We start from the raw sequence: 14223 nt of genomic DNA, 5'->3' as shown, positions 1-14223 counted from the left end.
GGCATGGAGAGCAAAGAAAAGGGACGGTTCGCGGATCTGCCAGCCGAAGGACACTTTGAGCTGCCCTAAGAGATTCAACCAGAAGTGTTCGAGAACATTTCGACGCTGAATTTCAGGTTTCGTGATGGGTTTGAATCGATGGACGGGTTTCAATTGATTCCATTTGAACGCATCGGATTGATCCAAGATGAGTATCGAGACTCGCCGGTCGATCGCTCCTACCGTGCCGAAATTTACAAACGTTACTTGAGCGAAAGCGGCGGTCACTACGATCCAGAAGTGATCAACGCACGCTATCACGTTCGGTCGAACGAATCAGATCGGTAGCAGCGATTGAGGGCAAGCACGGGAGCCTGTGGGGCGCTGCCCGGTTGTGCATGTGAACCGCGACTAACACTCAAACGGCTCGTATATCCGATCCTGCTTGAGTCAAAGTCAATGAAACGGTCTCGAGGATTGCTCCTCGAGACCACTCCGTTCCCATGGCTCAAAGGGCGACCGTGACGGTTTTGCTTTCCAAGTAAGCCTTCAGGCCTTCGGTTCCTAGCTCGCGGCCTTGGCCACTCATCTTGAATCCGCCGAATGGGGCGGCGGCGTCGAAGACGTCGTAGCAGTTGACCCACACGGTTCCCGCGCGAACGTTGGCGGCGAAGTGATGGGCTTTCTTGATGTCTTGTGTCCACACGGCAGCGGCCAAGCCAAACATTGTGTCGTTGGCTCGTTTCAGAATGTCGTCGCTGTCTTTGAATGACAGCACACTCATCACTGGACCGAAGATCTCATCGCGAGCGATCGCCATGTCGTCTTGAACGTCAGTGAACACGGTCGGTTCAATGAAGTAACCACGATCACCGGAACGCTTGCCACCACTGACGCAGGAAGCGCCTTGCTGGTTGCCTTTGTCGATGTAGCTCATGATCTTGTCGAATTGAGCTTGGTCGATTTGGGGACCTTGTTCGGTGGTGTGCTCAAACGGGTTGCCGACGACGCGTTTGTTTGTCAGGTCGGTTAGTTTTTCGACGAAGGCTTCGTGAATCGATTCTTCGACGAACACGCGACTGCCGGCACAGCAACATTGGCCTTGGTTCAGATACAGACCCACGAAGCTGCCTTGCACGGCGGCGTCCAAGTCTGCGTCGCTGAAGATCACATTGGGACTTTTGCCGCCCAGTTCAAACGTCAGTCGTTTCAACGATTGGGCGGAGTTCTTCATGATCAACTGAGCCGTTCGGTGTTCTCCCGTGAACGCGATTTTGTCGACGCCGGGATGGTCGACCAAGGCTCCACCGGCGGTCGGGCCAAAGCCCGGCACGACATTGATGACGCCATCGGGGAAACCGACCTCTTTGGCGAGCTGTGCCATTCGCAGGCAGGTCAGCGGTGTCTGTTCAGCGGGCTTCATCACGATCGTGCAACCGGTGGCGAGAGCCGGGCCCCACTTCCAGGCGACCATCAGCATGGGGAAGTTCCAGGGGATGATCTGGCCAACCACACCGACCGGCTCTTTCCGCGTGTAGCAGAGGTAGTTGCCGCGGATGGGAACCGTTTCGCCTTGGATCTTGTCCGCGTAGCCGGCGTAGTAACGCAGGGCATCGATCACCAGGGGCAAATCCGCGTGCCGTGATTCGCGAAGGGGTTTGCCGTTGTCGAGTGTTTCAAGTTGAGCCAGCTCATCGATCTCGTTCTCGATTGCATCGGCCAACTTCATCATCAGCCGTCCGCGATCGCGAGCGTCCATCGTCCGCCAGGGACCCGACTCAAACGCTTTGCGAGCTGCTTTCACCGCAGCGTCGATGTCTTCCTTGTCACCTTCGGCGACTTGAACGATCTCTTCTTCGGTCGCGGGGTTGATCGTGGCGAAGGTTTTTCCGCTGGCTGAATCCCGCCACTGGCCGTCGATGAACAACTGGGTGTGACGGACTTTTGGGGGTGCGATTTCTGGAAGGGTTGTCGACATCAGAGATCCTCGTCGGCTGCGATGGGGATGGGAATCAAGCTTTTAGCTTAAGGCTTCGCAGGCGAGGATGCCAACAAATGCGATCGCGAAGATGCTTCTTCGAAACGCATGGGGGCGAGGGGCGATGTGGTCCCTCGCTGACCGGTTTGTCGGTTTTGCTGTAGGTTGGCCACTCTTGGCCGACATCCACCACTCCGACGGGAAAGAGTGCCCATCCTACATGCGTTCAAACGTCGTTGACGGCTCAATCGACAAGCCGCGACGCTTCGGGTTGTGATCGACGGGTTGGGAGCCCATCGTACGAGAAGGCCAACACAAACGATCACGTATCTGCTCAGCACTCGGGATCGGGTGTGGTGGTCAGAGGATGTCCGTTGATTTGGTTGATCAACATCCGCAATCGACCGAGGCCTCGACGGTTGAAGTGGAACACCAACCTTGGGAAGTCGGCCAGCTCGGGCTCGCCGGCTTCTTCTGGCAATGGACCGGTTTGTTCGAACGTGCCATCTTTCAGAATGTCAGCGAAGTTGGTCCGGATGGATTCCAACGCTTCCTCAGAAAGCTTTTGCTTCATCCGCAACACCAACTGATGACCGACGTAGCGTTGGGAGTGATACACGTCGTAGAACGTCAGCAGTTCTTCGACGGCTTCATCGACTGAGTTGGTGATCTTGTAGAGGGCCACGTCCTCGGGACTGATCATGCCGTTGCACATCAGTTGCTTGTCAATGAATTTGCCGAGGTCCTTCCAGTAACTGCCGCCGGGATGATCGAGGAAGATCAACGGCATCATGGTTTGCTTGCCAGTTTGCAACAGCGTCAGCACTTCGAGGCCTTCGTCGAGCGTTCCGAAACCTCCGGGCAAGCAGACGATGCCGCTGCACTCTTTCAAGAACATCAACTTGCGAGTGAAGAAGTACTTCAGCGTGACCAGCTTGGGATCGTTCTCGATGTATTCGTTCGCGCCTTGTTCGAACGGCAACATGATATTCAAGCCCATCGATGCATCGCGTCCGGCACCTTTGTGACCGGCTTCCATGATGCCGCCGCCGGCACCGGTGATCACCATCCAACCGTGAGCGGCCATTCGGCGACCCAGGTCCACAGCGGCTTGATAATCGGGGCGATCGGGTGCCGTCCTGGCCGATCCAAAGATGGTGACTTTGCGTCGCCGACGATAGGGACGAAAGACTTTGAACGCGTACCGCAGTTCCCGGATCGTTCGGGAAAGGATCTTCACGTCACCGCGAGCCGTGTTGTCCTTTTCCAATCGCTCGATCGTGTGCCGCATGACTTGGTACAAGTCCTGCGACTGATTGTCGGAGATCGGATCGTCGATCGGTTGCGGCCGTTGCAATTCATCTTCGCCAATGGCTTCGGCTGGCAAATTTTCGTTTTCGTCGGTCATGAAAAGTTCCGGAGGAGATGACAAGCAAGTTGCGGTAGGCAGACAAGTTACCACGAATCAGGTGTTCACCGGAACGCGATTTGTGGACGCCCCAGGTGAGGTTTTGATGAATGGTCGGCTTGGTAAATTCGATTCGTTTTGCTCCATTATCCGCATGACAAAAACACTGCACTTTGACTGTTTATCGGGAATCAGCGGCGACATGACCTTGGGCGCCCTGATCGATTTGGGCGTGTCCGTGGACCAGATCCAGCAGGGGCTGCAATCGCTGAATCTGCCGGATTTGAAGCTGCGGACCGAGGAAGTGAAAAAGTGCGGTTTCCGTGCCGTGCAGATTCACATCGATCATCCGCCGGAAAAGGCTCACCGGCATCTGCATCACATCGATGCGATGATCGACGAGGCCACCGAGATCAACGAATCCGCCAAGGCTCTCGCGAAAAAAATCTTTCTGTGCGTGGGCGAAGCGGAAGCCAAGGTCCATGGTTGTTCGCTTCGGAAAGTTCACTTCCACGAGGTTGGCGCGATCGATTCCATCGCGGACATCGTCGGCGTGGCGATCGCGATCGATGCGTTGGACATTCAACACGCGACGTCATCCACGATCCCGACCGGGACCGGTGCGATCACGATTGATCACGGCCGTGTTGCTGTGCCGGCGCCTGCCACCGCGGAAATTTTGACGGGTGTGCCGTTGATGGCATGCGACATCGAATCCGAACTGACCACGCCCACCGGGGCCGCAATCATCAAGACGCTGGCTCGATCGTTTGGTCCGCCTCCGGCGATGACTCCGTTGCGAGTGGGCTACGGATCGGGAACGCGTGATTTGGAAGGTCAGGCCAACGTGTTGCGGGTGACGCTGGGTGAGCTGACCGAAGCGAGTTCTTCCCAAGGTCAGATCGAAACCGATCGCGTCACACTGCTGGAAAGCAACATTGACGACGCGACGGCGGAGCAGTTGGCCAATGTCAGCGAGTTGTTGATGAACGCGGGAGCCCTCGATGTTTGGCAGACTCCCATCGTGATGAAAAAGGGACGTTTGGCGACGACGGTTTCGGTGCTTTGCGACGCCAGCCGAATCGGTGCGTTGCAAACGTTGCTCTTCACTCAAACCAGCACGATTGGAATTCGTCGAACGGAGATGAATCGTTCCAAGCTGGCTCGCGAAAGTCAGATCGTGCAAACGCCCGACGGATCCGCGACGGGCAAGACGGTGCGATTGCCTGACGGAACGCTGCGTTTCTCGTTGGAAAACGACGAGGTCAAACGTCTGTCTTCCGCGACCGGAAAACCGGCTGATCAAATCCGTGTCGAGGCCCAGGCTGCGTTCGCAGAATTGTTAGCGGTAGGGCGCGAGCCCTCCGGTGTCACTTGAGATTTAGCCTCGTAGGTCGTAGGCCACGGTTCCACCTGGCGAGCGCGAGCACGACTCACATTACTAACGGGTTGGAAGTGCCAGCACGCCTCGCTTCTTTCGAAGCATCGGCTGGGTTGCCAGGTGAAAACCTGGCCTACTTGCTACAAAGAGGCCACAAAGCGGGAAGCCAAATTTTTTGCGCCCCTCCTAGCGGGTGATCTGGCCTGGGGGAGCATGAACGCAAAAACAATTTCACTCGGCTGTCTGGGTTTACTGTGCGTCGGTCTGTTGTCGGTGACGTTCCCGATCGGGCTTCGGCAGTATCGGGTTCGGGCTCAGTTGCAGGCCATTGCATCGAACGGTGACCCGATTTCGCTTTCGGAATTCGGTGATCCAACTCCCGTTTCCGTTTGGCCATTGGCGGACAAGGTCGATGCGCGAAGTGAAATTCTGGAGGTGATCGAACCGGCAGAACGCCTCTACAAGAAACTGCAGCCCTATCTGATTTCCGATGCTGCCGCTGATCATCACCAACCATTGTCGGCCCAAAACGTGGCGTTGTTAGAGGATGCTTTTCAACAACACCCGCAGGTCTTGCCCGCTTTGCGCGACGCGTCGCATTGCCAGCGTTATGCGTGGCCATCGCCGCTGACGCCGTCCGGTGTGATGCCGCCCGATCAATACATGCAAGTCTTGCTGAAAGAAGTCAGCCGATTGCGAATGGTTGGCCGGTTGATGCTTTGTGGTTCACGGTTCTTGGCAGCCAAAGGCAAGGTCGATGAGTCCGCGATGCTGTGCGTCGATTTAATGCGTTTGACAGGATTGCAAGAGACGGGACCGACAGTCGTTGTTTATCAAACCAACGTTGCGATCCGGCAGTCCGCTATTGATCAACTCAACGCGATCTTGCAGGCGGAACCGCTGGATCCCGGCACGCACGCGGCAATCGAACAAGCATTGGTGGAGCATGAATCGAGCGACGCGTTCTTGCATGCTCTTAAAACCGAACGGGCGTACGGGATCGCATCATTCGAATCCATGGGCATGATCCGATCCATCTCAGGAGGACTTCAGGACTATCTGTCGGCGATGAAGACACAGATCGACTTGGGCAAGACGCCAACATGTGACTTGCCGGCAACCCGTGGACCACCTCTGGGTGCTCTGAGCCAAATTGCGATGACGGCGGTGGATGCTTGTCGTGCATCGTTTGAACGAGACCGTATTCGATGTCGTTGCTTGAGAATTCTCAACGCGATTCGAATGCACGAATTGACCGGAGAGGAGTTGACGTATGAGCAATTGGATTTGCCGGTCATCGCGACGCAAGATCCGTATTCCGGAGATCCGTTGAAGATCGAGAAGACTTCCGGCGAGGGATGGCGGATTCATTCCGTGGGGCCAAATCCGTTCAAAAATGCGGCGAATCAGCGGAATTCGGAGGATCTGGGGCTCTCCCCGTGAGGCGGTGATGGCGGTTTGAGTCCGGTGCTAAACTATCGCACTCAATCTCGTCTCCACTCCTCTCACCAACGATGCTCCACGGATGAACGCACCCGCCGCCACGAAATTGCCAACCCGCGACGAAGTCGCCGCCAGCGATTGCTGGGACCTGTCCAGCCTGTACGAATCCCAGGAGGGTTGGCAGGCCGATTTCGACACGCTGACGTCGAAAATCGACACCTTCGAAACCTTCCGAGGACGCTTGGGCGAATCGGCCCAAGTCATCCGTGAATTCTTGGATTTCGATGGCGAGTTCGACCGGATGGCAGAACGTTGTGGCACGTACGCGTTTCTGCGAACAACCGAGAATCAATCCGACAGCGATCACCAAGCCCGCAAGTCGCGGTTTCAAAACTTGGCTGTGAAGGCGTCGCAGGCCAGCAGCTTTGTTCGTCCCGAATTGCTGAGCATCGAACCGGAAAAGATGGAATCGTTTTTGAACGATCCGGTTCTGGAACCCTACAAGTTGTTGCTTGAGCGAATCGTTCGGTATCGACCGCACACATTGACCGATCGCGAAGAACGTTTGCTGGCGATGCAAGGCGAGATGGCTGGTGCGGCGGGCAACGCGTTTCGACAACTCAACGACGCTGACCTGCGGTTCGGTGAGCTGGAAAACGAAGACGGACAACGGATGGAGTTGTCGCACGCGACGTTCATTCAGTTCCTGCACAGCACCGATCGCGACGTTCGCAAGAAGGCGTTTGATCAGTACTACCAAGTCTTCTCGGAACACGAGAACACACTCGCCGCGACGTTGGCCGGCAGCATCCACCGGGATGTGTACTACGCTCGAGCCCGCAACTACGAGAGCAGCTTGGAATCGTCGTTGTTCCCCGACAACATGCCTGTGTCGGTCTATGACAACTTGATCCAAGCGGTGCGAGATTCGTTGCCAGCGGTTCATGAATACTTGGACGTGCGTCGTCGCAAGATGAACTTGCCCGACATGCATCACTACGACACCTACGTGCCGATTCTGTCGGGAATCAAGAAGCATCACACGTGGGATCAAGCCGTCAACGTGGTGCTGGAATCGTTGCAACCGCTTGGCCAAGAATACGTGTCGACGTTGGAAGAAGGGCTGCGTGGACGTTGGTCTGATCGCTATCCCAACCGAGGCAAACAGAGCGGCGCGTTCAGTTGCGGGTCGTTCGATGGCGACCCGTTCATCTTGATGAACTTCAAAGAGGAAGTGCTCAACGATGTGTTCACGCTGACGCACGAAGCCGGGCACTCAATGCACAGTTGGTACTCATCGAAGAACCAGCCTTATCAGTACTACGACTACACGATCTTCGTGGCGGAAGTGGCCAGCACGTTCAACGAACAATTGCTGACGCATCACTTGCTTGAGAATGCTCAAGACGATGCCGAGCGAGCCTATTTGATCAACAATGAACTCGACAGCATCCGCGCCACCGTGGTCCGGCAAACGATGTTCGCGGAGTTTGAAAAGAAGACGCACGAGATGGCGGAAGCCGGCGAGCCGTTGACGGTTGCGTCATTCCGCGCGGTGTATCGCGAATTGCTCGACGCTTACTTCGGTCCCGATTTCATCGTCGATGATGCGTTGGAACTGGAATGTTTCCGCATCCCTCACTTCTACCGTGCGTTCTACGTTTACAAGTACGCCACCGGACTCAGTGCCGCCGTGGCTCTCAGTCGTCGCGTCCTCGGCGGTGGCGAATCCGAACTGAATGACTACCTGAACTTCTTGCGTGGTGGTTGCAGCCAAGACCCCTTGGATCTGCTTCGTGGCGCCGGTGTCGACATGACCCAGCCCGAAGCGGTGAAGACGACCTTGGATCACTTCGCCAGTCTTTCCAAGCAACTCGACGAACTGCTGTGACCGACGCCACCCATCGTCTGGAACTGACCGGAATTCGCAAACACTTTGGATCGACCAAGGCGCTCGACGGCGTGGACTTGGTCGTTGGTCCGGGGGAAGTGCACGCGATTATTGGCGAAAACGGGGCTGGCAAGAGCACGTTGATGAAGGTCCTGTCCGGCGCTCATTGCCCGGACGCCGGTCGGATTCGTATCGATGGGGAAGAAGTCGATCTGAGCAACCCGCGAGCCTCCCAGGCCGCGGGCATCGCGATGATTTATCAGGAGCTGAACTTGGCTCCTGATTTGTCGGTCGCGGACAACATCACCTTGGGTGACGAACCGTCTCGATGGGGCGGACGCGGCGGTGGTTGGCTGGATCGTGGCCGGCAACACGCGATCGCCAAGGAAGCTTTGAAGCGGTTGCACTGCGAAGACATTGATCCGGCGCAACCCGTTCGCGAATTGTCGATCGCTCAGCAGCAAATGGTCGAGATCGCTCGCGCGGTTGTGGCCGGCCGCAAGCTGAAACTGTTGATCTTGGACGAACCTACCAGCAGCCTGACCCAGGTCGACACCGAGAACCTGTTCACGGTAATCGAGCGACTGAAATCCGAAGGCGTCAGCGTGCTGTATATCAGTCACTTCCTAGAAGAGTGTCAGTTGATCGGTGATCGCTTCACCGTCCTACGTGATGGCGTGACAGCAGGCTCAGGCAGCTTGACTGAAAACGATCCGGATTGGATGCCGATGGATTCCATCGTGCAGATGATGGTTGGTCGTGAGATCTCGCAACTCTATCCCGACCTCGACCATGTTCGTGGCGAACCCGTGTTGCAACTCGAAGATGTTCGCGGGTCACGTTTGCCTACCGATGTTTCATTGACGCTGCACCGAGGCGAGATCTTAGGGCTCGCCGGATTGATCGGCGCGGGACGGACGGAAACCATTCGAGCCCTGTTTGGGCTGGATCGATTGGCGTCTGGCAAAGTCGTCGTGATGGGTCGCGAAGATGCGCGGCGGGATCCGCAGAAGAGTTGGATCCGAGACGCGATGGGTTTGGTGTCCGAGGATCGCAAGAACGAAGGCTTGTTCTTGGAACGCAGTCTGACCGAGAACCTGACGCTGACTCGTACGGAACCTTACCGACGAGGCCCGTTCCTTCGCCGATCGGAAATGAAGAAAGCGACCGAGCACTGGATGAAAGAATTGGCGGTTCGGGCGAGCGATCCCGATCAGGCGATTGGTGAGCTATCCGGCGGCAACCAGCAGAAAATCGCCTTGGCTCGTTTGCTGCATCACGATTGCGAGATCCTGTTGCTCGATGAGCCCACTCGGGGCATCGACATCGGCAGCAAACGCACGATCTATCAAACGATTGGTGAGTTGGCGGCGCAAGGCAAAGCGATCTTGTTGATCAGCAGTTACTTGCCCGAGTTGCTCGGCGTCTGCGATTCAATCGGCGTGATTCACCAAGGAAGCCTGACCGGCATCCGCCCAGCAAGCGAATGGACCGAACACAGTCTGCTGACCGAAGCGCTCGGCGCTGCGGCAACATCCTGACCAAGTCATGGGGCCCCTCCGCCCCAAAGGGGCAACACTATCTCAGCCCAGGGCAAAGCCCTGGGAGTCCATTTTCGCCCCAACGGGGCAGTGCTATTTCAGCCTAGGGCGAAGCCCTGGGAATCCGTCGGAATGAACACGCCGGTAGCCCCAAAGGGGCGGCTCTAACTGATTATCGCCGCCCCTTTGGGGCTACCAACATTCGCGCCGTTTTGAAAACCCAGGGCGTTGCCCTGGGCTAGAATGGGGTCGGCCCGTTGGGCCTGTGGCGTCTCCGTGACGGGTGCGTCGTGTTCTTTGAATTTTGTGCCGTTCGCAGAATTGAACCATGCCGCAATCTTTGGCCCGCGTTTATCTGCACATCGTCTTTTCCACCAAGGGACGAATTCCTTGGCTGAAGGATGCGACCTTGCGATCGGAACTCTACGCGTACATGGCGACGGTTTTACGCGACAATGTTCAATCACCAGCAATCAAGATCGGTGGAGTCGAAGATCATGTTCACGCACTGCTCACGCTCAACCGGAGTTTCGCTATCAAGGATGTGGTTCAGCACATGAAAACGGAAACCAGCAAATGGATCAAACGCCAACCAAAAGGAACGACGGAGTTCGCTTGGCAAGCTGGATACGGTGCCTTCTCCGTCAGCCAAACCAACGTCCCGAAAGTGATCCAGTACGTTGGCAACCAAGAAAAGCATCATCGCCAACTTTCATTCCAGGACGAATTTCGAGACTTCTGCAAACGGCATGAACTTGAGATCGACGAACGTTATGTTTGGGACTGATGTCAGACCAGGGCCGCCCCGTTGGGGCTACGGGGGATTGTTCGGTTTCACGAAACCAGGGCGTTGCCCTGGGCTAGATTAGGCTCGGCCCGTTGGGCCTTGGGAATATGCAGCGAAGCTGCATTGTGTCTTCGTCCGCCCCAACGGGGCATTGCTATTTCAGCCCAGGGCGAGGCCCTGGGAAACCGGCGGCAAAAGCAACCCGTAGCCCCAACGGGGCGGCCCTATCCATCGCTGGCTGACTAGCACCGCCCCGTCGGGGCTACCGGGAATGTTCGGCCCACAAACCCAGGGCGTTGCCCTGGGCTAACATAGGATCGGCCCGTTGGGCCTGTGGCGAATCGGGCCTGGGACGAATCCGCTGCGTTACATTGAATCGCGAATTCGCTGCTCGAAAACTCACGTAACACACTGTCAGTCGTGCTGAGGCGTGTCAAAGATCCGGTCGCCGGCGTCGCCGAGGCCGGGGACGATGAAGGCTTGTTCGTTCAAGCTGGGGTCGACGGCTGCCACGAACAGTTTGACGTCGGGAAAATCTTTGGCCACGCGGTCGAGTCCGGCTTGGGATGCGATGATGCTGAGAACACGAATGTCTTCGACGCCCCAGCGCATCAAACGGCGAACGACCATGTCGATCGATCCGCCAGTGGCCAACATTGGATCGAGTATCAAGGCGACGTTCGGTGCGCCTTTCTTCGGCAGTTTGTCGTAGTAACCAACCGGTTCGGCAGTTTGCTCGTTGCGATACAAACCCAGGTGCCACACGGAGGCATCGGGAATCAAATCCAGCAACGGATCGACCATTCCCAGTCCCGCTCGAAGCACGGGCACGATCCCGATGTCGGCTGCCAACTCGTGACACGGTGCGTCCGCCACCGGAGTTGGAATGGTGACGGGTTGGGTCGACAAGTCATCCGTCGCGCGAACCCCGATCAACATCGCCAGCCGCGAAACGGCGGATCGAAACTCGGGCGGCCGAGTCCGTTTGTCTCGCAATTGACAAAGGTGATGCGAAACCAAAGGGTGCTGCAAAACGTGAACGTGCGACATGACTTGGGTGGCTAGGGGCGAATGAATGAGATGGGTGCAAGAGCATGATCGAAGTCCGCCGATGATCGATCAAGTCAGTGAAGCAGAATGAGCAACGGAAAGCCTGTGTGGGTGTGCAACCTATCAGGCGTTCGTTGGGCCGATGCCGTCAGCCGTGTTCCAGAAGCCGCCGCGGGCGTGATCGAAGGTGGGTTTTTGGCCGCGAATCTTTTCGCGAAAACCGCCGTCGATGGACCACACGATCGAACCGTTCACGATCGTGGTGACGGGCCAGCCACGAAGGGTCTCGCCGTTCCAGGGACTCCAACGGTTCTTCGTGTGTTGGTCTTCGTCGCGAATGGTGCGCTCGGAATTCATGCGGACTAAAACCAAGTCGGCGTCGTAACCATTGGCGATGCGGCCTTTGCCCGTGATGCCCCAAACTCGCGCTGGCGCGTCGCTCATCCAATGTGCGATCTGTGGCATCGTGACTTTGCCAGCGTTGCATTGATTCAGCATCAACGCGAGTGAGTTCTCAACCGCTGGCAAACCCGATGGTGACTGCGGGTACGGTTGAGCCTTTTCTTCCAGCGTGTGAGGTGCGTGGTCGGTCGCGATGACTTGGATGACATCGTCTTGCAGGGCTTGCCAAAGTTTGGCGTTGTCTTCCGCGGTTTTGATCGATGGGTTCATTTGGATCCGTGAACCCAAGCGATCGTAATCATCGACGTTGAAGAACAGGTGATGCGGGCAAACTTCCGCGGTCAGGTATGGCGATGGATCCACGAGCGACACGAGTTCCGCGCCGGTGGACACGTGCAAGACATGAAAACGATGTTGATGTCGACGGGCCAACCCGGTGGCTCGGGCGGTCGAGATCACCGCAGCAGCTTCATCGCGAATGCGAGAGTGATCGTGAATGTCGGTGGTGCCCGCAAGTCGTTCCGCGTTGGCTCGTACGGTCGTTTCGTCTTCGCAGTGGGCGCAGATCGGCAGAGTGGTCTCAGCGAAGATGCGTTCCAAGGCGGCTTGTTCATCGACCAACAAATTGCCGGTGCTGCTGCCGATGAAGATCTTGATGCCGGGAACGTTTTGAGCGGCATTCAGCTCGGCCACGTTGTTCGGTGTCGCACCGATGTAGAAGCCATAGTTGACCAGTGACTTTTCGGCGGCGAGGGCTTCTTTGGCTTGGACACCTTCGATGGTGATCGCAGGTGGTTTCGTGTTGGGCATTTCCAAGAACGTGGTCACACCACCGGCGGCACACGCATGAGACGCGGTTGCCAAGTCTTCTTTGTGCGTCAGGCCTGGTTCGCGAAAGTGAACTTGGTCGTCGATCACGCCGGGCAGCAGAAACAGATCATCAGCTTCGATGAGGTGATCGCACGAGGCGGTGGAAGAAGCGTCGGCGTCAAGAATCTTGCCGTCTTCGATCAGCACGTGACGAAGATCGACGGTGCCGGAAGAACTGTGGATGCCATCGCCAGGCAAAACCGCCTGCGCGTTTCGGATCAGAGTGCGTGCCATCAATGAGCTCAAGCTGAAAAGACCAACCAAACGAAGTGTCGAGTTCGGTCGATCAGTTTAGCACTGATGCGTGAGGGCATCGGTACCCAATGAGTCATGAACCACGGTTCGCCGCCGTTTCAGCAACGCAAGACGAACCCGTGTCAGCGGCACATGGTGGACGAGGTGATGAGCTGTTGACTGCCCGCGAATGATCCGGGAGGGAGGTGGCGCGTGATGCCCTTCCCCGGATATCTCGCTTTCTGACCCCTCTCAACTTCGGCGGTCGTGCAGTTTGACTTCACCCTCCCTTTGGGAGGGTCGGACCGCTTCGGGCCGGGGAGGGTTACGCGCTGGATTCAATGCTGAGCCCTCCCCTCGCTCGACCCTCCCAAGGGGAGGGTGATGAAACGGCTCGCAACACAGCATTTAAGAGTCGCACGACCGCTTTGCGGCCGGGCCTCAGGCTACTCGACTCGGCCGGCGGCCCAGAGCATGCCGCGGACCAAGTTAGCCAGGAACACTTCATCCTGGAACGTTTCGTTGGAGTGGCCATAGGTCGTTCCGTAAACGCGAGCGTCGCCGTATTGGTTGGTCCAAATGACGGGATGGGACTTGCCGTCCCGTTCGCTCTTGGAAGTTGCCAGAACAGTCGTGTTGGGCCAGATCTTTTCGATGATGTACAGCTCGTCCATCGCAGAAACGTGGGCGGCGGGATACTCACGCATCACCGGATGGTCTTCCGCGACCACTTTGATTGGGTAGTGGCTTTGGTGATCGTGGCGGCGGCTGGTCACACCCAGAAACTCGCGCCAGTCATCGATTTCCGCGTCACGATAGGTGTGCATTGCACAGTGAATCACCACGGCGGGAACGCCAGCGTGGTGGGCTTTTGTGATTTGGCGGATGTAATCGGGGTTGGTCGTTGCGGCGAAGCATTCGTTGTGAATGACGACGTCGAACGGTTTGGCCCAATCTTCATCGCCGTAGAAGTCGATCTCGGCTTGGGTGCCCTTGCCACCATCGTTGACGACCGTCCATTTGGCTTCGACGCCGGCCTTTGTGGCCGCCATCTGAATGGCTTTGGCTTGGAAGTCATAATCGTGGCAGCAACCGCTGGTGATGATCAGGACATTCAACGAGCCGTTGTTCGATTTGGCATCAGAGGCGTCTTCCGCCGAGGCGAACCCGGGAACGAAAGTCCCACAAGCGAAAACAGCGGATGCCAACAAAAAAGTCGCGGCGAATCGCCGCGACAAGGTGGAGAGAGACGTCATTGC

The 14223-nt window shown here is 56.9% G+C and carries 11 protein-coding genes; 6 read left to right on the top strand and 5 right to left on the bottom strand.

Annotated features, from left to right (window positions below; all coding sequences use genetic code 11):
• The first annotated feature begins 138 nt into the window (after positions 1–138).
• A complete protein-coding gene (locus CEE69_RS27280) occupies positions 139–327 on the top strand; it encodes a hypothetical protein (protein WP_143549349.1) in 189 nt (62 codons plus the stop codon).
• A gap of 160 nt (positions 328–487) precedes the next feature.
• On the opposite strand, the gene CEE69_RS27275 is transcribed toward CEE69_RS27280, so the two are convergent.
• Both CEE69_RS27275 and CEE69_RS27270 read right to left on the bottom strand, forming a co-directional pair.
• Entirely contained in the window at positions 488–1957 is a 1470-nt protein-coding gene (locus tag CEE69_RS27275; RefSeq protein ID WP_011122652.1) for an aldehyde dehydrogenase family protein, read from the bottom strand.
• Positions 1958–2291: 334 nt separating this feature from the next.
• Positions 2292–3365, bottom strand: a complete 1074-nt coding sequence (locus CEE69_RS27270) for an LOG family protein (protein ID WP_008654382.1) — start codon at positions 3363–3365, stop codon at positions 2292–2294.
• A 154-nt stretch (positions 3366–3519) separates the two neighbouring features.
• Here CEE69_RS27270 and larC point away from each other — a divergent pair, with 154 nt between their 5' ends.
• The 5 genes from larC to CEE69_RS27245 all read left to right on the top strand — a co-directional run bounded on the left by larC (position 3520) and on the right by CEE69_RS27245 (position 10408).
• Positions 3520–4743: a nickel pincer cofactor biosynthesis protein LarC gene (larC, locus tag CEE69_RS27265; protein ID WP_099263766.1), complete on the top strand. Its 1224-nt coding sequence runs from the start codon at positions 3520–3522 to the stop codon at positions 4741–4743.
• Between the two features lie 216 nt (positions 4744–4959).
• Positions 4960–6189: a hypothetical protein gene (locus CEE69_RS27260; protein ID WP_099263735.1), complete on the top strand. Its 1230-nt coding sequence runs from the start codon at positions 4960–4962 to the stop codon at positions 6187–6189.
• Positions 6190–6271: 82 nt separating this feature from the next.
• Positions 6272–8080, top strand: a complete 1809-nt coding sequence (pepF, locus tag CEE69_RS27255; protein WP_099263734.1) for an oligoendopeptidase F — start codon at positions 6272–6274, stop codon at positions 8078–8080.
• Complete coding sequence (locus CEE69_RS27250) at positions 8077–9621, top strand: sugar ABC transporter ATP-binding protein (protein WP_099263733.1); 1545 nt, start codon at positions 8077–8079, stop codon at positions 9619–9621. The genes pepF and CEE69_RS27250 overlap by 4 nt, the downstream gene beginning before the upstream one ends.
• A 328-nt stretch (positions 9622–9949) precedes the next feature.
• Positions 9950–10408 carry a transposase gene (locus tag CEE69_RS27245; RefSeq protein WP_099263732.1) on the top strand — a complete coding sequence of 153 codons (459 nt, stop codon included), beginning with the start codon at positions 9950–9952 and terminating at the stop codon, positions 10406–10408.
• A gap of 414 nt (positions 10409–10822) precedes the next feature.
• On the opposite strand, the gene upp is transcribed toward CEE69_RS27245, so the two are convergent.
• From upp to CEE69_RS27230, 3 genes are all read right to left on the bottom strand, one after another.
• A complete protein-coding gene (upp, locus tag CEE69_RS27240) occupies positions 10823–11458 on the bottom strand; it encodes a uracil phosphoribosyltransferase (RefSeq protein WP_099263731.1) in 636 nt (211 codons plus the stop codon).
• Positions 11459–11581: 123 nt separating this feature from the next.
• Entirely contained in the window at positions 11582–12964 is a 1383-nt protein-coding gene (locus CEE69_RS27235) for a dihydroorotase (protein ID WP_099263765.1), read from the bottom strand.
• Positions 12965–13410: 446 nt separating this feature from the next.
• Complete coding sequence (locus tag CEE69_RS27230) at positions 13411–14220, bottom strand: ThuA domain-containing protein (protein WP_099263730.1); 810 nt, start codon at positions 14218–14220, stop codon at positions 13411–13413.
• Positions 14221–14223: the final 3 nt, after the last annotated feature.

The sequence above is a fragment of the Rhodopirellula bahusiensis genome (genome assembly GCF_002727185.1).
Taxonomy (GTDB): Bacteria; Planctomycetota; Planctomycetia; order Pirellulales; family Pirellulaceae; genus Rhodopirellula; species Rhodopirellula bahusiensis.
This window is presented reverse-complemented; position numbering and strand designations above follow the sequence as displayed.

Excerpts from the sequence above, each read along its gene's own strand:
- upp (WP_099263731.1), bottom strand. The coding sequence starts at position 11,458 with ATGTCGCACGTTCACGTTTTGCAGCACCCTTTGGTTTCGCATCACCTT.
- CEE69_RS27235 (WP_099263765.1), bottom strand. The coding sequence starts at position 12,964 with ATGGCACGCACTCTGATCCGAAACGCGCAGGCGGTTTTGCCTGGCGAT.
- CEE69_RS27280 (WP_143549349.1), top strand. The coding sequence starts at position 139 with ATGGACGGGTTTCAATTGATTCCATTTGAACGCATCGGATTGATCCAA.
- CEE69_RS27260 (WP_099263735.1), top strand. The coding sequence starts at position 4,960 with ATGAACGCAAAAACAATTTCACTCGGCTGTCTGGGTTTACTGTGCGTC.
- CEE69_RS27275 (WP_011122652.1), bottom strand. The coding sequence starts at position 1,957 with ATGTCGACAACCCTTCCAGAAATCGCACCCCCAAAAGTCCGTCACACC.
- CEE69_RS27230 (WP_099263730.1), bottom strand. The coding sequence starts at position 14,220 with ATGACGTCTCTCTCCACCTTGTCGCGGCGATTCGCCGCGACTTTTTTG.
- pepF (WP_099263734.1), top strand. The coding sequence starts at position 6,272 with ATGAACGCACCCGCCGCCACGAAATTGCCAACCCGCGACGAAGTCGCC.
- CEE69_RS27245 (WP_099263732.1), top strand. The coding sequence starts at position 9,950 with ATGCCGCAATCTTTGGCCCGCGTTTATCTGCACATCGTCTTTTCCACC.
- larC (WP_099263766.1), top strand. The coding sequence starts at position 3,520 with ATGACAAAAACACTGCACTTTGACTGTTTATCGGGAATCAGCGGCGAC.
- CEE69_RS27270 (WP_008654382.1), bottom strand. The coding sequence starts at position 3,365 with ATGACCGACGAAAACGAAAATTTGCCAGCCGAAGCCATTGGCGAAGAT.